We start from the raw sequence: 19,968 nt of genomic DNA on the forward strand, positions 1-19,968 counted from the left end.
TCGGCATCCATGCCTCATAGGGTCGCAAGCGCGGTGTATTCTTTCCTTCTCCCTTTTTAGTAATTGTGAGAGGTGTCTTGTAGAGGTGCCGAGGTGGAGTTGGCTCAATAGGGACTGTGGATGAACTCAGGCTTTATAAAAATGGCGTTGATCCTGGGGCTTTTGAGCTCTGTTGGTCCTATGGCCATTGATATGTATCTGCCTGCATTACCTGCGATGACAAAGGCCCTCGATACCTCAACCCAGGTCGCGTCCTATACGCTGATGGCCTATTTTATTGCGTTCGGGGTGTGTCAGATTTTTTATGGCCCCGCTTCCGATATGTTTGGCCGCAAACCGCCGCTCTATTTTGGTTTGCTGGTTTTTACTTTCGCATCTATTTGCTGTGCCCTTGCTACCACTATCGAGTGGTTGATTGCCTTTCGTTTCCTACAAGGGGTGGGTGCCGCTTCGGTAATGTCGATTCCCCGAGCAATAATTCGAGATTCTTATACGGGTACTCAAGCAACTCGCCTTCTTACGACAGCAATTCTTGTCCTTTCAATTTCTCCTATGTTGGCGCCATTAATTGGTAGTCTGCTATTAATTTCGTTTGGTTGGCGCAGCATATTTTGGGGGATATCCATTGCTACTTTTTTAAGTCTGATACTTGCTATTACGAGCCTTCGCGAAACCTTACCAATGAATAAGCGCATACCATTTAAAATAGGTGCGCTGCTTGAGTCTTATTCGATATTACTACGTGACCCGATCTATATAGGGCTTACTTGTATAGGAGGGTTTGGCTTCGCTAGTGTACTTGCTTTTTTTGCGGCAGCTTCATTCTTATATACGAATTACTACGGATTGACCCCAACCGAATTTAGTCTCGCCTTTGCTCTGAATGCACTTAGTTTCTTCCTGTCGAGTCAATTTTCGGCAAATTTCGGTGCCCGTTTAGGGATGGTGAAGCTGGTGAAGTGGGGTGTAGTTGGATTTGTGATAAGCTCGGTGACTATGTATTTAGTGATAGAGGCCGGTTTTGATCATCTCGTACTACTGATATGCATGCTTATCGTATGTAATATGTTTCTTGGTTTGGTTCTTCCGACGGCATTTATTCTCTCCATGGAAAGACATGGCCCTATAGCGGGAACGGCTTCTGCCCTGGCTGGTACTATGCAGTTGTCAATCGGGGCTGTAGCTATCCTGATAACCAGTTTGGTTTTTAATGGAACACCAGAATCGCTTGCTGGGGTAATTGCGGTGTGTGGAATTTTGGCCTTTGTGGTTTCTTGGTTGGTTTTGCGTAATGTAGTCAGCATCACAGCAGATCAGAGCGATTGAGTAATACCAAAATAAATTAGGGAGCCTCTGAATAACTCTGTGCTGGCATTTCACTCAGCATCGTTCGAGTGATGCTGAGTGAATTCTGGAGTGCTTAAGATCAGTAGGCACCAGCACTGTAGATCAGCTCATAGCTGTGGCTGTAAATTTCCAGAATGTTGCCAAAAGGATCTTCCATATAAATCATGCGATAAGGCTTTTCACCGGGGTAGTAATAACGGGGCTCTGGCATACGTTTTTTACCACCGGCCGCTACAATCTTGTCCGCCAGTTCTTCCAGGTTGGGGTCTTGCACGCAGAAGTGAAAGATACCGGTTTTCCAGTATTCAAAATTATCTTCTGGGTTTTCCTGATTGCTAAACTGGAATAGTTCTACGCCAATCCTGTCCCCTGTCGACAAGTGAGCAATGCGGAAACTACCCCAGTTTGGGCCAAATACGTCGGTGCACATTTCACCGATAGCGCTTTTGTCCTCTGTGATATCTGTGGGCTTCATAATCAGGTACCAACCAAGTACCTCGGTGTAAAACTTCACAGCTTCTTCAAGATTCGGCACTGAAATACCGATATGAGAAAAGGTTCTCGGGTATGCGCTACTCATAGCTGTCTCCTTTGTTGAATGCGGTTAAGTTACAGTCTCTAATGCATTACGTATAATTATCATTTGTGATATTTTTAAGTAGCGTTCGTAATGATAAATCCAGTGTGGTTAAGAAGCTTCTGTACTTTAGCTGAAGAGGGGCACTTCACTCGTACGGCGGATCGCTTGCATATGACTCAGTCTGGGGTCAGCCAGCATATACGCAAGTTAGAGGAGCACTTAGGTGTCGCTCTGTTAGTTAGACAGGGTAAACACTTCACGCTCACTGATGCTGGTGATCGGCTCTACCGGGAAGGGCAGGGGATTATTCAGAAGCTTGCCAGCCTGGGGCAAATTGTTGGTGAAGACCCTCCCCACCGTGGGGATGTGCGAGTAATGTGCCCCGGGAGTGTGGGGCTGAAGCTCTACCCCAAGTTGTTGTCCCTGCAGAAGATCCACCAGGGTTTATCGATTAGCTGCCGTTTTGCACCCAACCTGGATGTGGAGAAGGCTATTGCGGAAAACGGCGCTGATATCGGATTAATGACTAGCCCGCCACAAGCAGAGGAGATTGACAGTCGGCCGATCGCCAGTGAAAGGTTATTGCTAGTGACGCCGGCTAAAGTGAAAACCCCCGACTGGGAGTCGCTTTTAGCGCTGGGGTACATAGGCCATCCAGACGGTATACACCATGCGAGTCTATTATTGGGAGCGAACTTCCCACAATTTAGAAGTCTTGAAGCTTTTCAACAAAAAGGGTTTTCCAATCAGATCAGTTTAATACTGGAGCCCGTTAGTATGGGATTGGGTTTCACCGTTTTACCCGCCTATGCGGTAAGCGCATTTCGAAAGCCGAAATTGATTAAGGCACATAGCCTTGAAAATCCTGTTAGTGAGACACTGTATTTGGCGCTTAGGCGCACTCAACTTGTACCCGCCAGAGTCAGGTTTATTATTGGTGAAATGGAGAAATGGCTTTAATCGGGCTCCTAAGTATCAACAAGCTGAACATTTTTGGTAAAAATACCGGATTGTTTCGCCTCCTGTTATTTTTCGCTCTATCACAGTTTTCTCTTGTGGGAATAGCTAAAGCCGAGAGTGTTAAGGATGAGCAAGATAAGATACTGATGTTGTTGGCTTATTCTTTAGTATTCCAGGACTGGGTCAGACCTACTGATAAAAATAAAAGAGGCCATAATATTGGTGCGGTTTTATTTGATGATATTTCCAAGCGCATTGGGGGAGTTCAGCTTAATTCGGTTTCAGTCTGTGAGGATAAGACCCAGCACGCTGAAGTGCGTGTAATGCAAAGATGTCTTGAGACAAAATGCTTAGGACCTCAGACCAAATACTTAACTAATTCCAATGTCAGTATTTATACAACTCTTGAACCCTGCATGATGTGTAGTGGAATGATGATTTTCTTAGGGATTTCACGTGTTGTATACGGGCAGACCGATCCCGACTACGGTAAAAGTATAGAGCGATTAAAGCAAAGTTATAATGGAAACTGTGGCAAGGAAAATTCCCAGTGTATCGTGGATAAGCCTGGAAATTATTACACTCGCCGTATAACGTCTGAACCGTCGAAATTAGTACAAAAAGAAAAGCTAGACGGAGCTTACTTCGCTTATGAGTTAAAGCATGGAGACCAAATAGTTAGCTTTTTATTGGGAGATGATGCGAAAGAAATTTATCAGGAATCCTATCGGGGCTTCAAAAATCTAAATGTTCGACATAAGGAAAATCAACCAATATATCATCAAGCACTGTCAATACTAGAACAGCTGGAAAATGGCGAACTGCAGCTGGATTACTGTCCATACTGGCAGTTGCACCATCACTAATTATTCAAGAACTACTGACTCAGAGCTTTTCGAGCATGCTCTGTGAGGTTGATAGTGATCTCTTTAATCAATTTCGATTTTAAGTTCCAAACATGCCAGTAAAGAGGAATCTTCAAATACTGGTCTTCAGCGAGTTTTACCAACTTTCCACTTTTTAGCAGGCTCGCGATCTGAATATCTGGCGCCATTCCCCAACCAAGCCCCAGAGTTAAGAAACTGAGGAAGCTCTTTGACGAGGGGATTTCATGAGATGGGTACTGACCAGTCTCCACTCCCCAAAACTGTTTAAGGTAACGACTCTGCAATTGATCCTTATAGTTGAACTCCACTGTGGGAGCGTAGTGGAGCTCTTCAACTTTAATCGGGTCTGAAAAAAACTTCTTCTTAAAAGCCTTAGTGCATACCGGGTAATAGGCCATATGACCGAGTAGTACCGATTGGCAGCCCTGGAGGTTACTGGTTGTTGAACTGATACAGCCAATGACTTCACCATTCTTCAGCAGTTCATGGGTAGCGTCCTGATCGTCGACCTTTAGATCCACGAGCAACTGCTGGGATCGAATCAATGGTGTGATGGCAGCCAGAAACCAGGTATCCAAGCTATCTGCATTCAGTGCGATCCGAACCTTATTCTGGTTGCTATAGCGAGTCTTGCCCCCCTCTGGATCGATATCAGTGAGAAGCTCTTGCTGTAACAAGTGCATTTGCTGGTAGTACCCCAGCACTTTGAGGCCGGCTTCAGTGGGCCGCAAAGGGTTGGAGCGTATCAATAGGGCTTGGCCAACCTGGCTTTCTAAGGCTTTGATTCGTTGGGAAATCGCAGACTGGCTGACATGGAGTAGGGCGGCAGCCTTGTCAAAACTGCGCTCCTCTACGACAAAGGCAAAGGCTTGGAGTTGCTTTAGGTCTAGCATAAGAATTTCTTATGAGGGATCAGTATAATTAAGTTTACTTATTCTAGTTTGACTCTTAATCTCGCGCCACTATTCAGGCCCGCAGCCCTGCGGGCACTTCCAAATTAGAGAATGAAACACAGGAGGCATCGTGTTCTCAGGGTTGTTGCTGGCGCCGCTCGCAAAAGGTTTTTTGACTACCATCAGTTTGATTATGGCGATCGGAGCGCAGAATGCGTTTCTGCTGACGCAGAGTATCCGTCGACAATATCACTTTAGTATCGCGGCTTTATGCGTACTGATGGATATTGCCTTGATCACAGGCGGCGTGTTCCTGGTTGCAAACCTCGCACAAGCGGGTGGCGACTGGATGATCTGGCTGACCTGGCTCGGTGCTGCTTTCCTGTTCTCCTACGGTGCCATGGCTTTCCGTTCGGCCTTCACTAACAAAGGTCTTGGAGAGCAAAAAGAGTGGATGAAATCCCGCCGCTCTGCCTTGATTACCGCGGTAGCCTTAACCCTGCTTAATCCACACGCATATGTGGACACGGTTGTGCTGATCGGCTCAGTAGGGGCGCAGTATGCAGGTAATGGAACCTGGTTTTTTGTGCTGGGGGCGTGTAGTGCATCCCTGTTATGGTTCACCCTTCTCTCTGTGGGTGGCAGCATGATGCAGCCGCTATTTAAGAACCCCAGAACCTGGCAGGTACTCGATGTACTGGTGGGCATTATGATGTGGACCATTGCTATCAGCTTGTTGTGGGCGCAGTAGACGCCCGATAACAGCTGCTAAAAATAGCTGTAGACTGATAAGTCTGCAGCTATTTTCAAATCTTGCCCCATGCTTATCCCAATAGCTTTCTACACTAACTCTCCCCGACCATTTTCCCCGATCTGTTTAGCCCACTATTTCGATCACTCAAATAGCGCCCAAATTGCATACAAGGCCTCTCCACCAACCAATAAATGGCCGCAGCTAGAACAAAGCTAAGTAGTGTTACTGCCACAAGCAACGTGGATAGAGAAATACTTGTAAGCCCTTGTCCCCAAGGTTGGCTTATCGCCCAGCTGCCGAGAAAGACAACGATTAAATGAAACAGGTAAGTGGAATAGCTGATAGTCCCCAAAGCGGCTAAATGTCGTATTGGCTTAGGTGGAAGTAATACAAAAACGAGGAAGATAGCTAAAGCGATGAAATGAGATGATACAAAGCGGAGGGGAGTTTCGCTGATCGACCTACCTAATAAGTGCATGGCCAAAACGAGTAGTGGTATCGAGAAAGTCGAAACCAGGCCCCAAAGCATATAACGATAACCGCGCCTTGTTTCGTAGCAATACCTGAGTAGGGTTCCGCAGAACATAACTGCGATAGCAAAGGGGAGGTAAGTAGTGGTGGCGGGAAGCTGGGAAATTGGAGTGGATGATTGCTCTAAAAGTTGCATGCTGACAAATACCGATAGTGCCCCCCAGCACACTAAGAGTAGATATCTGGGATTCCCTAGTAGTCGAAGAGTGAACATCAGTGCGCAGAGACAGTAAAAAAGCAGCTCTGCAGTAAGAGTCCAATATAGAATCTGAACACTTTCAAACCCCATAAGCCCTTGCAGCATTGTGGTATTGGCAAGAATGGTAGGTGCAGAGAATGTTCGGTCAGCGAGCAACCATGTAAGTCCGATAATTGCAGTCAGAGATAACCAGTAAGCGGGATACAAGCGGAAGAAGCGGCGGATAGCAAAGCTCTTGAGAGTACGGTTAGATGCAAGAAGACTGTGGGGAATGACAAAGCCGGATATTAGGAAAAAGCAAAGTACACCTATCCGGCCAAAATCCAGTTGATTGATAAATTCAGCCAGTGCCGAGCCGTGCTGGGCGATGGATGGGTTGCGGATAAAGACTTCACTACTGTGTTGCCAGACAACCAAAGTTGCAGCTAGCCCCCGTAGCACATCGAGATTAAGAAGGCGTGTGTTCATTACCGATGGACCATACCCTTGGTCAGTGTACTTTCATTCCGCCCAGAATATGATAACTATGCCTCTTGCAAAAGCCTGAGAGCTGAGAATTGTCAAGAAGAAAGGTAATAGTTGTCTGTATTTGCTGTGTACTAGTCTAGACCCAAGCATCTTAGTGATGATTGATTAACGGTAGCGCTATCCATTTTTTTTGAGCCTCTCGACGACTTGATCAATCTCGGCTTTATTCTCCCTGATAAGTCTGTCTGATAAAACTTTTAGCTTATTACTTGCCTTGTAGTCAAACGGGTCAACATATGGATTTACAAGTTCAACATTGAAATAGTTATAATTAATCCGTCCCTCAGGAGTGAGAGATTTCGCAATTTCCAGTGTATATAACTGTTGATTATCCATAGACCTTTGTACGTTTGAAATTAGGTCTTGGATCCAGTTAATTTGCCCCCAGTTTTTTAGGCTTCTATAGTCAGTTTCCGTGGTAGCTAGTGGTTGCGTGCCAGCCCCAAGGACTAGTACATAATAGTTTTTTCCGGGGAACTCCCTGATAATATCACGTAATACAATACTGGTGGGATTGTTAGCGTCTACGCCAGCATCGGCATAATACTGATGATGTATGTCTTGTCCGGTAGTCATAAAATCGACGGGGGGGAATACTGTTTCCGCGCTAGCTGCGGCTGTAACTAATTGGTAGAGTGTATTGGTGGGTAGCTTAGTAATTGCCTCGCCACGATTCTTGAATAATTGAAGCTGGCCCATGTGAATATTGAGGGAGGGGATGATGACGTAGTTTTTCAGGCTCGTAAATTTTAATTTGTCAGTGAAATTTTTTTCCATGGTTTCGCTTAAGCGATCACCGCTAAAGCGGGGGGAGATAAAACCATTAAAGGTTAGTAATTTGTGATACCAAGGTACGGAGAATACGTATCTGCTATCTTTTTTATAAATATTAATGATTTTATCACTTTGAGATTTTAGGTTTTCAGTTCCTGGGTGATCATCTTCAAATGATTCTTGGGTCACATTGAGACCAGTAGCGATGATGGCACCAGTGGATACTCCACTAAAGACATCAAACAATTCATCAATAGGTTTGCCGGTCTGTTCTTCGATATGTTGAATAACATAGAGTGGTATCAAACCACGTATTCCACCGCCATCTATGATAAGGATGTTGATAGTATCTTTGTCTTTAAGGGAAGCATTACTTTTGATGAACTCTTTTGTAACAGGGTGGGCATCAAACCGAATACTTTGGGTCAGTCGGTAATTGTAGACGTACACCAAGCCTAAAAACGCTATGATAATTAGTATGGTGAAGGCTGACGCTAGCCGAAGTTTCATTGATCTGCCTATACTCTAAACCTTAATACAGAGAGTGTGGCAAAGTAGATAAGTTTTATTTCTTTGCGTTATTTAAAAGATACTAAAGGCTGTTTTATTGTCTTGTTTTTGGGTTGTGGCAAGGGATCAAGCAGTATGAGCGGTTTTTATCTGTAAGAGGGGGGCGTAATTTCTATTCTCTGAGGCTCTTACGGGAAATTTCACTATCTTTACAGCGAAAAGCACATAAAGTAATCTGATGACTGAAAGCCCAGGTAGTGAACAGTAATTTAATGGAACTCTCCCAAGTCGGTGGCTGAAGCCTGCACATTTCCCTAGGATTTCAATTTACTGGCTTGATATAAGTATTGGTGGAGCGCTAAATATTATAAGCTGGTCGGCAATCAGGAAACCATTTAGTCTACTGGATGCTGTCTCTGAGTGTGGCTGATACACAAAGTATCCGCAAGGTTGAATGGTTATAAGTTATCAATTAGCTAGTGAATGAAAACCCGCGAGCCTAGCCAAAATTGATTAGAGTGAAAGGGGCCCACCCCGAAGGGTGGGAAATAACTTAATGGGCTTGATGTTCCAATGCGTTTAGGAAAGTTGCAATATCATCTACTTGTTGTGTGCTTAATTTCTGTCCCAATTGGTACCAAGCCATATCGTAAATTGCCTGCTCGATGGTTTCTACACGCCCGTCGTGGAAGTAAGGAGCGCTTCTGCTTACGTCGCGTAACATTGGAACTTTAAACATCATTTTATCAATTTCAAGGCCTGTAACTTTATAACGACCTAAATCTTCCTGGTATGGATATTGGTTGACCAGCCCCATCTTCTGGTACATGTTTCCACCCAAGGTTGCACCATTGTGGCATGCTGAACAACCAGTGTTGATAAAGGTTTGCAGGCCCTTTAACTCACTTTTTGTCATAGCCTGATCATCACCATTCATAAAATCATCAAAACGATCATTTGTAATCAGTGTGCGCTCAAACGCAGCTATAGCCTCAGCAATATTGTCGTAAGAGATAGCATTCTCTTTACCAAAGGCCTGTTTGAAACTTTCTTGATATTCGGCAATTTTTGAAATCTTTGCCTCAACAACCTCTTCTGAAGGCATTCCCATCTCTACAGGGTTTAGAATTGGACCTTTGGCCTGTTCCTTCAGGTCCTCTGCGCGACCATCCCAAAATTGAGCCACTTGGAATCCGGAATTCCAGACCGTTGGAGAGTTTCGATCACCCTTGGTGCCAGGTAAAGCTCCCGATGAAGTCGCTTCATTGTCAACGCCCGAGCCGTTGTAATTCCCTACTTGATGGCAGCTGTTACAGGACTGGCTATCATTGACTGAAAGTCGCTCGTCCATGAACAGTGTTCTTCCAAGCTCAACCATCGCTGGGGTGTCATTCTCACTGCCTGGCATAGTTTCTGAGAGAGTGCCGAACATAATTTTTGATTGTTGACGTAATTGATTTATATCAACTTCGGCCGTTGCCGATACAGTTGTTGATAGCAAGCTTGCTGCTGCTATCAAGCCGCCAATGATTGGAAGCTTGAGATCTCTTTTCGAAAAAATTTTCTTAATCACTTTGGTATCTCTCCCACATCTCAAAAAACAATGACAACTAACCTATTTTTAATCAAAGTTAGGCGGCGCCACTATATAGGGAAGCTCGTTCAGCTGATACCATGTTTTAACAAAAAAAGCCGTGTATTTTTAGAATATCCAGAATCGTTCACAAAATACTTTTTCAGATATTATTCAGAACTCGGCCTATACATTGAGTGCACTGGATTTGCGAGATTGAAGTCTTGCTATTTACCTTTAAAAATTGCAGGGCAATTTCTGAGATGGCGCGGAGGGGTAGGGTTTAGGGGATGCTTATCGATATCTCCAAAGGGAAATGATTCGTATTTCTGCTAGCCGGTTGGTGGTGTAATATCTACTCGAAGATTAAAGACTCATTAACTATCTGAATGTGGTTAATTTTTTAGGTAGGACCTTTAGGTTTTAGGAAGCTTTTAATCTTATTGTTATATCTGGTTAACTTTTATATTGGTCTACGTATTCTAAATAGAGGCGTTTCGCTACCTATCAAGCTGCCGGGCTTAATAAGAATCTCTTCGACTATTCCGCTGCAAGGGCTGGGCAGCTCAATTGTGTAAGTTCCAAAATCGGCAACGAGTATCGTTTGTCCACCGTAAATTGGATAATCAACACCAACCATGACTTCTACTACCTCACCAAGTTCTTTTGGGCGGACTGAGCCGGACAAAGGTTCTTGTTTGTGCGGAATCGAATCAAAAGAGGGTGCGCGTACGATTCCATCGGATGGAAAGCGTTCTTCCTCTAGGGGTATTCTCTCACCACTTTCAATGGAACTTATACCAAGAGCACCATTTATAAAATCAAGTATGAATTTCCACATATATTTCTAGGCTGTTTAGTGTAATTGCCTATAAATTAACCGGTTATTTTAAATTATTCCCTTATCCAATGATTCAGGGCTGTTGACGGGATAAAGATCCCCGGTGGCTATAGTATTAGGATCATCATCGCGTCTCCAAGTAATATCTTTATCCAAAACGATATCTTAAGCTATTAAACTATATCTACCGTTTAATAGCTTAACTTTCAAGATTTATAGTTTTATACATGTAAATTGATCTGTAGTAGAAATTTAATCCTATTTATCTTTAAACCAAAATTCGATCTCATCGGTTTCGACATCAAATGTCGCAGAGTGTTCTACATGTGCTGGTACATGGTACCACTGTCCAATACCAATCCGTTGGGTGGCACCATTCATGGTGAGTATTAGTTCCCCCTTTGTGATAACGCCATGATTATCTGTGTCATGTGTATGGGGTGGAATGAACGTTCCAGCTGGATATGATGCGAAAAGAACATCACTGTTTTCTGCCTTAAGCTTGTAAGCATCAAAGCGACCATCGTAGAGAGGTAATTCCTTAATTTTACTTGGATAACTGCCTGGCATCTCTGCTTCCTTGTTGAGTGCGTATAAAATAGTTTTGCGCTAAAGGTCCTGTAGGTAGAGTAAATCACCGCCCTTATAGTTCCACAACTGTTTTATTATTTTCGGAGTTGCATTTTTTATTTGTTCCTAGATTTCCATAACGACCGACACACTTGGCAATAGCGAGGGGGGCTAGCTGGCTGTAGCCTAGTAAGCTTCCACACAAACGAGCCATGAACCTCATGGGAACCCGTACCAACCAGCTAACCTTAAAAGAACGATACAAGATTGAGGCTCTTAATGGGCAGAGCTATTCAGCTCGAGCCATTGCACAACACCTCCATAGATCCAATAAGACCATCTCTCGCGAGCTTGGTCGTTGCAGCCCCTACTGTGCCGAGAGTGCCCTTCGTCAGGCACTGCAATGGTGGCAAGGAACTCTTAAGCACACCAAGCTCGACTTTGCCATGCAGGTATAAATCGACTTCCAGCTAAAAAAATGCAAGCCCTGAACAAATCGCTGGGCGAATGCGGCTTGAACGGTGTACTAAAGCGGTTAGCTGTTCAACAAGTTACCGCTGGATCCGTCGACTTAACTGGAGGTCACGTCTGCCAAGGAAAGCCAAATCTTATTGTAAAGGGGCAAGTTCTGATGCAGGCGCAAAGCTTTTTCCAGAGCGCATAGATATTTCTGATTCGCGCTGCTGACTTTAATTAATTACCAAGTATATATCCCAGTAGCCGCTGGATTGCGGACATGTCAAGACAAGTCTGCTTTTTAGGTTCACTCAAATGGTTTTAGGCGCTCCATAAGAAGGTTGCGGATATCTTTCATTGATTTTTTTGCAGTATCATCAGCGGAGTTCATCGCGATTAGAAAAATTATGTTGTGCTTCGGCATGATATGTGCCTCGGTGAGCCAATAGAGATTACTACCGGTGTGTGTTAGCAGCAATAACTCTGGATCGTAAAATGCCCCCCAGCCCAGTGCGTAATTACCATTTACGGGTGAGTGTAGTTTGCGATAAGTTTCGGACTTCAATAATTTACCGCGGCCATGTACGCCATTGAGTTGGTCCTCTGCGAAGAGAGTCCAATCTTTAAGAGAAATATTGATTGTGCCGGCGGGGCCGAGCGCTTGAGGATTATCACTTTGTATGTCAGCGGGATCGAGTGGTACGAGCTTGCCCCACCAGGTTTTTTTATGACCGCGCGGTTGGTCCAACTTGCCAGAGGATCCGGGCGCAGCAAATCCAGCATTTTTTATGCCGAGCGGAGTAAAGACCTGTTCCTTGATGAGATCCTCCCAAGTCTTGCCTGTTCGTGCCTCGGCGATGGCACCCGCGATAATGTAACCGAGATTGGAGTATTTAAATGAACCAGTTGCGGATGTAGGTTGCATTGCAAGGTAACTGCGTGCAACAGCAATACGCTGCGCCCGAATACTGGGTACTGACTCAATTAAGTCTTCAAATTGAGGAAATTCACTATCGTCGGTCAGAGATGGTAAGCCTGCGGTATGACTGAGCAATTGCGTGATCGTAATATTGCGGTAACCGGGGTCCATATTTTTTGCGAAAGCGGGAAAAGAATCAGCGAGTGTATCCTCAAATCGCATGACACCTTGCTCAACTAAGCGTGCGATCATTGTTGCAGTTAGCGCCTTGGTATTCGATCCAATATGCCAACGATCGTCGATAGTGGCTGGTTCCATATGACCATGTGCACGAAAACCGTCTGCAGCTATAGCAGCGGTCTTGCCATCGATTTGAATCAGCGCGGCGACGGCTGGAAGATCGTTTTTGTTACGTGCTGTGGTAAGTGTCTGCTCGAGAAATGTCTGCAGCGCTTCGTCTGCACGTACAGCAACGGTTACTGCTAAGAGTGCGATTGTAAGAAAAATCTTTGAAATAATTTTTGTGTGCCGACTATTCATCATGATAAGCCTGTATTAAAAGTAACTTGAAAACTGAGTCAGATCTTAGTTGCCGCTAAAAGTAGTACGAAATTTCGAGGTTATTGGCGTACTACTTCGATTTCTGACTGGATCGCTTTGTTTAAGTTCCTAAAAAGTATGTAATTGTGAGGGGGAAATTCTATCCGGAAAACTATTGGGGGTAATTTATACTGTAATCATGATATTTATAACCTTCTAATACCAAAAAGCTGTTTGTACAAAGCTTGTAAAAGAAGTTGAGGGTATGAATAGGATAAAAAGCATTTGATAGAGTGTCTTTTAAAAAATATCAAATAATTCATTTAAGTCATGCATTTATAAGATTATTGGAAATAGTAAATTGTTGATGGTCTGCTATATCTAAACCAGATAAGCCGCAGTAGTAAATACCTGCATACAACCCTAAGGGTTTTCTAGAACTTTTCATATTGATAGATTTTAAGAGTGGGGAAGCCAGCTGCCCGAAGGCAGCACTAAAAAGTAATTGCTCAGTCTAAGCCCAGTTCTTGCTCAATTTGGGCTTTGCGCCAAACGGATAGTCAGAAGGTAGTTTTGGTTCTTTGGTGTTATCAGCAATGATGGCACGTTTCATACTGGGTCAGGCTAAAACGGCCAAAATTTTCGGAGCGATCACCTGAAAGACCTTGGGCGGGCCTATCAGAATTACTTATACTGCTCTAAGGTAGTTTTCGATGAAGTTTAAACAAAATGACCTTAAGATGGAGGTATTTTATCTCTCTTATTTTTAAATTCAATAAGTGGAATTAGCTTGAAGTCTTCATTCAGAGCCTGAATTTTCCTAATCCTGTCACAACGAAATACCCGCATATCCTCACGGAGTTTATCCCAGGCGAGGATGTACCATACGGGATAACTAAGAAAGAGGTAGTGGGGTTCAATAGTACGTAGCGTTTCTTTTCCGCTTTCGTCACAATAGGTGATCTTTATGCGTTGAAGCATTAAGAAAGCCTGGTGGAGTTTCTCGACAGTTTTACGCTTTGGAGTTAAGAAATTTGAGAGTACAACCTCGGAAGCCGATTTTCCGATGATGATACGTGTCTTTATACCATTCACTTTACTTTTCATGGACGGTGAAAAGGAAGCCATTACTTTGTGGCGGATGCTACTTAGGTGTGCCATAAAGAGGGGGGACTTCATCTGTTCAGCAATAGCCAAACTGATCATCAGGTCAACAGCCTCTGTATAGTTTAAGTTGACACGACCAACGCCCCAGCGCTGGTCCAAACGGATTCCACCACCGCGCCCCACGTCCGTTTCAATCGGCAAGCCTCGGCTTCTCAACACCTCTATATCTCGATTCAGCGTCCGAATGCTAACGCCCACTTCCTTGGCAATTTCACCAATCGTGATGGATTCGTCCGACTTTAATCGGGCAGTGATAACTTCAAGTCTATCTATTCGTGAGAGGGTAGATGTGCGCATAGTTATCAAAATATGCCATATAGTGTCATATTTATCCATAACCTATACCTCGTTCGGTGATATTGAATGATTACAAATTGATTGGAGGTTTTGGGTATATGGCGAAGGCAACTATTGGACGGTGTATTTTAGGTATCTTAGCCCTGTTTTTTATGGGGACTGGATTGGTTCTTATGATCAGTCCATCTGTCATGCTGACCCACACATTTATCGAACCTATTGATTCTGTGAGTGGGCTATCGAGTATTCGCTCTCTTTGGGGTGGGACAACAATCGCAATTTGGGCAATGGTTCTTCTTGGAGCGATAAGATCTAACGTGGACTATATTATGGTTGGATTTATTGCATTGATGTTGGTTCTGGTTGGCCGATTAGTAGGCTATTTTATTGATGGATCTTATCCAGAATTTATCCCTACAGTGGTCCCAACAATTGTGGCTGCTGTCATTATGATAATTGCTTGCAAGCTCATGGCACATACTGTGGATGTTTAAATATCGTTTTAAGTACAATCTAACCAAATTAAAGATAACAAGTTCTAGTTTGCTTAATTTGCAATCTATTTTGGAGAGGGATACTTAAAAAACAAATTTTCATATTGAAGTAATTTGTATTGCAGGAAATGCTGAGATACGCAGGCAGAATATCTTAATAGGTATTCTGCCTGTACCTATTTTTTGCCTAACATAATCAATATAGATATTGGGCAATATAGTAGGTAGAATAAGTTGTATTTTACATCTGTATTCAAAACAAAACGGTTAACTAGGAAGTGATTGGTTAATTTAAAGAATAAATTATCTGGTTAGTACTTTATTTTTGACGCTGAAGGAATAGTAATGTCAAAAGATCCAAAGCTCGTTGCTGAGCAGCTTAGAAAACCATCTGGTACATTGGCTTCAGAAACCGCGCAGCAAATGAACAAAGCGAATAAAGCAACGAATCTTGCCGCTTTAACAGCTCTCAATGTGGTAGATGGTGATTCTGTTCTAGAAATTGGTCCGGGCAATGGCAAATTTGCAGTCGACGTAATTCGTAAGGGATCTTGTGTCCGCTATACCGGCATTGATTGGTCGAGTGAAATGGTTGCAACCGCAAAGGGCCTAAATTTTGAATATATAGAGTTGGGGCAAATAGACTTTTTAGTTGGTAGCTCAGAAAGCCTGCCGTTTGCCGATAAACAGTTCGATAAGGTTCTAGCCGTACACACAATATACTTTTGGGACACCCTAAAAACTCATCTTGCAGAGATCTCCAGAGTACTAGCATCTAAAGGAAAGTTATGCCTGGCTTTTGGCGATAAATCTTTTATGCAAAATCTACCATTCACTCAATATGGATTCAGGCTGTTTGATGAGGGTGATATTTGTGCCCAATTGTCTGATGCTGGATTTAAAGTTGTATCCCGTGGGAAGCACAGTGAGTATGGAGAAAGTAATACAGGGCAGCTTGTGGAGAAGAAAATTAATATAATTGTGTGTGAGTTGAATCCATAAGCAATTGCCAATCTTGGAAAATTGTATCTTTCCGAAGAACACTTTTTATTTTGGCTGATTAAACCCCTATCTAATAGTGATTACCCCCTATCGAGTATATGTAGCAGCATTTACTCAGTCACTTGCCAGAGATTACAAAACTGCGGAAGCAAACGGTTCAGGTAGCTCTAGCGTATGTTAGGGCTACTAAGAGTCCGGGGGTATAGCATTGGCGCTTACATAGTCCTGCAGCTATAACGGTGCTTCAGCCGAGGAAGCTAGGGAGCCTCTGAATAACTCCGTAATGCCTCTGCGGGCCTTGAAGGCTGCAGATGTTAGGCGCAGCTCGCCGGGAATGGCCGTAGCCCTTTGCAAGAGCTGCAACGCAGCAGCTGTGGCCTTCAAGGACCGCCCTTTGGGGCTTGCAGAGCGATTCACACTCCGCGTTGCGACTTCTTGAAAGGTCTAGACATTCCTGCGAAGCCGCGCCTTGATTGTGAACCGCTCTGCATGCCAGAGGTGTCACGGAGTTATTCAGAGGCTCCCTAGAGCTACAATGATCAAGATCTAGTTACATCAATACTAGAAAGCTCCAGCTCACTCACCGGGTACCCCTTTATGCCTATGAATCTCGCGCAGAAACTTATCCAAAGCCACCTTGTGAGTGGATCAATGGAGCCTGGCAGCCCAATAGAGATAAAGATAGATCAGACGCTAGCTCAGGATGGGACGGGAACACTTATCATGTTGGAGCTTGAGGCACTTGGTTTGTCTCAAATCAAGACCGAGCTTTCAGCACAATATGTAGACCATAACCTGTTACAGACGGACTTTAAAAACGCCGACGATCATATATTCCTGCAAAGTGCCTGTCGTAAATTTGGAATTTGGTTTTCGCGGCCCGGTAATGGTGTCAGCCATCCAGTACAGATGGCTTGTTTCGATGTGCCTGGTAAGACGTTACTTGGTGCCGATAGCCATACTTGTGCAGCGGGTTCTATGGGGATGCTGGCGATTGGAGCCGGTGGCTTACAGGTAGCAATGGCCATCGCAGGCGTCCCTTTTGCACTGAAAATGCCCAAAATACTCGGTGTGAAGCTCGAAGGTGAGCTGCCGCCATGGATTAGCGCTAAGAACATCATTCTGGAAATGTTGCGTCGGCAGACCGTCAAGGGCTGTGTCAACAAGATTGTTGAGTATCACGGCCCAGGTCTAGCCCATTTGACTGCGATGGATCGCCATGTGATCGCCAACATGGGGCAGGAGATGGGTACCACTACCAGCGTCTTTCCTGCGGATGAGGCTGTGAGAGCTTTCCTTAGACAGCAGCATCGTGAAAGTGACTTTGTCGAGATGAAGGCTGATGAAGGCGCGAGTTACGACGAAGAAGATACTATTGATTTATCAACTCTCGAGCCGCTAATTGCTTGCCCATCAAGCCCAGACAAAGTTGTGACGGTCCGAGAAGTGGCGGGCCGTTCGATCTACCAGAGCTATATAGGCTCTTCTGCCAACCCTGGATTGAGAGATTTTGCGATACCGGCACGTATGGTTTCAGGTCGCCGAATAGCCGATGACGTTTCCTTTGACATTAACCCGACCTCACGTCAGTTGCTCGAAGAACTCAGTCGGAGCGGCGATCTAACAAAATTGCTTCAAGCTGGAGCTCGTTTGCATCAGACAGGATGCGGCGGCTGTATTGGCATGGGGCAGGCTCCCGCCAGTGGTGGTATCAGCCTACGTACAGTCCCTCGCAACTTCCCCGGCCGCTCCGGCACCGCAGATGACCAAGTCTATTTGTGCAGTCCCGAAGTAGCCACTGCCAGTGCGTTGAGAGGGGTGATCACCGACCCTCGTGACCTGGATATGGACTACCCCAGCTTCCATGAGCCGGAATATCTACCTGATATACGTCCGTTATTACAGCCACCTCAAGAAATCCCAGTAGCAGTGGAGTTAATTAAAGGGCCAAATATCAAGCCCCTTCCTGATTTCGAAAAGCTACCGAAAATTTTAACTGGCCCATTATTGCTGAAAGCAGGGGACAATGTTTCCACAGATGAAATATTACCTGCTGGAGCAGAAATCTTACCGCTACGCTCAAATATCCCCGCCATCAGCCGCTATACATTTTCACGAATCGATGAATCATTTTACGATCGGGCAGTGAAGCTCAATGGAGACTGTTTTGTTGTCGGTGGTGAGAATTATGGACAAGGCTCCAGCCGTGAGCATGCGGCGGTATCTTCACGTTTTCTTGGGGTGAGGTGCATAATTGCAAAAAGTATGGCCCGTATACACCGGCGTAATCTTATTAACTTCGGTGTGCTGCCATTGCTATTTGAAGATTTTGATGATTACGATCGGCTTGAGCAGGGTGTAGCTCTGGAAATTGACAGCCCAATTGCACAGATAAAGTTAAGCAATTCAATTAAGTTGATTATTAAATCATCTGGAGATTGTATTAACTTACGGAGTGATCTGGCTAAGGACGAAATTGAAGTACTTGAAGCCGGAGGTATGATTAACCAGGTTCGAGAAAAATACCTAAGCTCTGATAAGTAGTATGACTTTCTGTGCCTGTAATTTGATAAAGCCAGCGCTGGTCCCGATCAGTAGCATTACTGATACCTATGGCTTCCTTGGTTGTTGACTAATATAGTAGCTATTTCTTCCAGCTCTTTATCAAAATACTCTGCATTCCTCTCTCCCGCTTTTTTTAACATCTTCAGGTTTTCTGGTGTCGCATTGTCCATGGCTGAGTCAGCAGCGTAAAGCTTTGGTTGTATCCGGTAGTAATTTGAATTCTCTACGGTAGAAGAAATTTGCTTCATATAGTAATGAACCATTTGCGAGCTTCCATTTACGGCGATATCAATGGCGGGCCTTGCCCAATTGAGTATTCCCCAATCTTTAACCTCCTTGTATTTGTATCCTGAAAGTTGCCTGCCAGTACCCAGAGATACAATAACCATATCCTTCATCCCAGAGACCCCGCTGAATTTGATGGCTTCGGAGTAGGCGCATAAAGCAGGATCACTGGCTACCATGCCGCCATCAATTAAGACATATTTATTGTTGGATGGGGGGAGTGAAAAGATGCGTGCTGGCTCAAAATAGGTTGGTACCGCGGTGCTTCCCAGTAGAAGGTCTTTAACCAGAAAGTCTTCATTCTTTACTATGGCACAATGTTGCCTAAAAATGACTTGCTCCCGCTTTTTGATATCATAGGAAACAAAGCAGCAGGGCTTTAATAGATTACTAAGTTTCATTTTCCCAAAGAATTGCGATAAAACCCTATCCAACTCCATGGAACAGTACTTTTCCTCCTTCAATATCTTTAACTTTTCTAGAAAAGGCCATGAACCTGAGCCAAATACCTTCTCGCCTTCCTTAAGGTAGAGGCTGACAGCATCCTGGGCAGAAAATTTTGGTTTTCCTTGCTTGTTAGGGCAGATGTAGGCGGCACCTAATATTGCTCCGGTACTTGTTCCGGCCATCAGGTCGAAGTACTCGCCTATCCTGGCGTCAGGATTGCCTGATTTCACCTTTAACTTGTGCTCAAGGGACACTAGTATCTGGCCTGGCAAGATCCCCCGGATTCCTCCACCATCGATAGAAAGGATTCTGATAGCCATTGCTGATGCCCTCTGGCTCCGTAGATTGTACGCGACCCTAGAAACATAGCATTTGGTAACAGGGGTAATCCTTCATATACCCTGAATACCATTAAAAAATCTCATAATATCAATAAGTTAGGCGCATCTATCACCATGCTGAGTTTATTAATATGGTTAAGGTAAAGAAACTCATATAAGGATTGACAGGCATGGGAATTAGCGGGTCTCTGAGCTGACGCCTAAAGTTCAATGGCTAGAGTGTCGTGGAGTTAATCGGAATACAAAAGTAGCTTTTTACGTAACGCTGATTACTTTTCACGGGTGCAGCCGTTTGAAGTCTCTATGGTATATTGGGCTACTCTCAAGCTATTTTTGTAAGTGATGCTTGCAATACAAACCGTATCACCTGGGTGTAGGTTCATATCGCTGCCCACATCAATCACCTTGCGATTCTTCAGCTCTACCGGATATTGGTATTTTGGTATGTGAGCGGCATTGGAACCACCAATGTAAAATTTTGATTTGATTGTACCATTTGCTTTACAAC

The 19,968-nt window shown here is 44.3% G+C and carries 18 protein-coding genes; 8 read left to right on the top strand and 10 right to left on the bottom strand.

Going from position 1 to position 19,968, the window contains the following annotated elements; all coding sequences use genetic code 11:
• The first annotated feature begins 120 nt into the window (after positions 1-120).
• A complete protein-coding gene (locus ACJJI8_RS11380; RefSeq protein ID WP_444935102.1) occupies positions 121-1,326 on the top strand; it encodes a multidrug effflux MFS transporter in 1,206 nt (401 codons plus the stop codon).
• Positions 1,327-1,426: 100 nt separating this feature from the next.
• On the opposite strand, the gene ACJJI8_RS11385 is transcribed toward ACJJI8_RS11380, so the two are convergent.
• A complete protein-coding gene (locus ACJJI8_RS11385; protein WP_444914509.1) occupies positions 1,427-1,927 on the bottom strand; it encodes a lactoylglutathione lyase family protein in 501 nt (166 codons plus the stop codon).
• Positions 1,928-2,017: 90 nt separating this feature from the next.
• Here ACJJI8_RS11385 and ACJJI8_RS11390 point away from each other — a divergent pair, with 90 nt between their 5' ends.
• The gene (locus ACJJI8_RS11390; protein ID WP_444935103.1) at positions 2,018-2,887 is read left to right on the top strand and encodes a LysR family transcriptional regulator; all 870 of its coding nucleotides are present in this window, start codon (positions 2,018-2,020) and stop codon (positions 2,885-2,887) included.
• Entirely contained in the window at positions 2,878-3,753 is an 876-nt protein-coding gene (locus ACJJI8_RS11395) for a nucleoside deaminase (protein WP_444935104.1), read from the top strand. The genes ACJJI8_RS11390 and ACJJI8_RS11395 overlap by 10 nt, the downstream gene beginning before the upstream one ends.
• 11 nt (positions 3,754-3,764) lie before the next feature.
• On the opposite strand, the gene ACJJI8_RS11400 is transcribed toward ACJJI8_RS11395, so the two are convergent.
• Positions 3,765-4,667: a LysR family transcriptional regulator ArgP gene (locus ACJJI8_RS11400; RefSeq protein ID WP_413664659.1), complete on the bottom strand. Its 903-nt coding sequence runs from the start codon at positions 4,665-4,667 to the stop codon at positions 3,765-3,767.
• A gap of 130 nt (positions 4,668-4,797) precedes the next feature.
• Between ACJJI8_RS11400 and ACJJI8_RS11405 the strand changes: the two genes are divergently transcribed.
• A complete protein-coding gene (locus tag ACJJI8_RS11405; protein WP_282933969.1) occupies positions 4,798-5,418 on the top strand; it encodes a LysE/ArgO family amino acid transporter in 621 nt (206 codons plus the stop codon).
• Positions 5,419-5,512: 94 nt separating this feature from the next.
• Here the strand turns inward: ACJJI8_RS11405 and ACJJI8_RS11410 are convergent, their stop codons facing one another.
• The 5 genes from ACJJI8_RS11410 to ACJJI8_RS11430 form a co-directional block, all read right to left on the bottom strand.
• On the bottom strand, positions 5,513-6,619 hold the full coding sequence (locus ACJJI8_RS11410; protein ID WP_444935105.1) for an acyltransferase family protein: 1,107 nt from the start codon (positions 6,617-6,619) through the stop codon (positions 5,513-5,515).
• Between the two features lie 177 nt (positions 6,620-6,796).
• Entirely contained in the window at positions 6,797-7,963 is a 1,167-nt protein-coding gene (locus ACJJI8_RS11415; RefSeq protein WP_444935106.1) for a patatin-like phospholipase family protein, read from the bottom strand.
• 553 nt (positions 7,964-8,516) lie between these two features.
• Complete coding sequence (locus tag ACJJI8_RS11420) at positions 8,517-9,536, bottom strand: cytochrome-c peroxidase (RefSeq protein WP_444935107.1); 1,020 nt, start codon at positions 9,534-9,536, stop codon at positions 8,517-8,519.
• A gap of 463 nt (positions 9,537-9,999) precedes the next feature.
• Positions 10,000-10,377: a biotin/lipoyl attachment domain-containing protein gene (locus ACJJI8_RS11425; protein WP_444914502.1), complete on the bottom strand. Its 378-nt coding sequence runs from the start codon at positions 10,375-10,377 to the stop codon at positions 10,000-10,002.
• Between the two features lie 258 nt (positions 10,378-10,635).
• Positions 10,636-10,947 (bottom strand): cupin domain-containing protein, encoded by a 312-nt coding sequence (locus ACJJI8_RS11430; RefSeq protein WP_444935108.1) that lies wholly within the window; start codon positions 10,945-10,947, stop codon positions 10,636-10,638.
• Positions 10,948-11,159: 212 nt separating this feature from the next.
• Between ACJJI8_RS11430 and ACJJI8_RS11435 the strand changes: the two genes are divergently transcribed.
• A complete protein-coding gene (locus ACJJI8_RS11435; RefSeq protein WP_444935109.1) occupies positions 11,160-11,405 on the top strand; it encodes a helix-turn-helix domain-containing protein in 246 nt (81 codons plus the stop codon).
• A 305-nt stretch (positions 11,406-11,710) separates the two neighbouring features.
• On the opposite strand, the gene ACJJI8_RS11440 is transcribed toward ACJJI8_RS11435, so the two are convergent.
• The gene (locus ACJJI8_RS11440) at positions 11,711-12,865 is read right to left on the bottom strand and encodes a serine hydrolase domain-containing protein (protein ID WP_444935110.1); all 1,155 of its coding nucleotides are present in this window, start codon (positions 12,863-12,865) and stop codon (positions 11,711-11,713) included.
• 732 nt (positions 12,866-13,597) lie between these two features.
• On the bottom strand, positions 13,598-14,365 hold the full coding sequence (locus ACJJI8_RS11445; protein ID WP_444935111.1) for a helix-turn-helix transcriptional regulator: 768 nt from the start codon (positions 14,363-14,365) through the stop codon (positions 13,598-13,600).
• Between the two features lie 59 nt (positions 14,366-14,424).
• Here ACJJI8_RS11445 and ACJJI8_RS11450 point away from each other — a divergent pair, with 59 nt between their 5' ends.
• From ACJJI8_RS11450 to ACJJI8_RS11460, 3 genes are all read left to right on the top strand, one after another.
• Positions 14,425-14,820 carry a DUF4345 family protein gene (locus tag ACJJI8_RS11450; protein WP_444935112.1) on the top strand — a complete coding sequence of 132 codons (396 nt, stop codon included), beginning with the start codon at positions 14,425-14,427 and terminating at the stop codon, positions 14,818-14,820.
• Positions 14,821-15,165: 345 nt separating this feature from the next.
• Positions 15,166-15,822, top strand: a complete 657-nt coding sequence (locus ACJJI8_RS11455; protein WP_444935113.1) for a class I SAM-dependent methyltransferase — start codon at positions 15,166-15,168, stop codon at positions 15,820-15,822.
• A 597-nt stretch (positions 15,823-16,419) separates the two neighbouring features.
• On the top strand, positions 16,420-18,366 hold the full coding sequence (locus ACJJI8_RS11460) for an aconitate hydratase (RefSeq protein ID WP_444935114.1): 1,947 nt from the start codon (positions 16,420-16,422) through the stop codon (positions 18,364-18,366).
• Between the two features lie 56 nt (positions 18,367-18,422).
• On the opposite strand, the gene ACJJI8_RS11465 is transcribed toward ACJJI8_RS11460, so the two are convergent.
• On the bottom strand, positions 18,423-19,439 hold the full coding sequence (locus ACJJI8_RS11465; protein WP_444935115.1) for a patatin-like phospholipase family protein: 1,017 nt from the start codon (positions 19,437-19,439) through the stop codon (positions 18,423-18,425).
• Positions 19,440-19,968 lie beyond the last annotated feature (529 nt).

It is taken from the genome of Microbulbifer maximicatervae (SeqCode) (assembly GCF_052467695.1).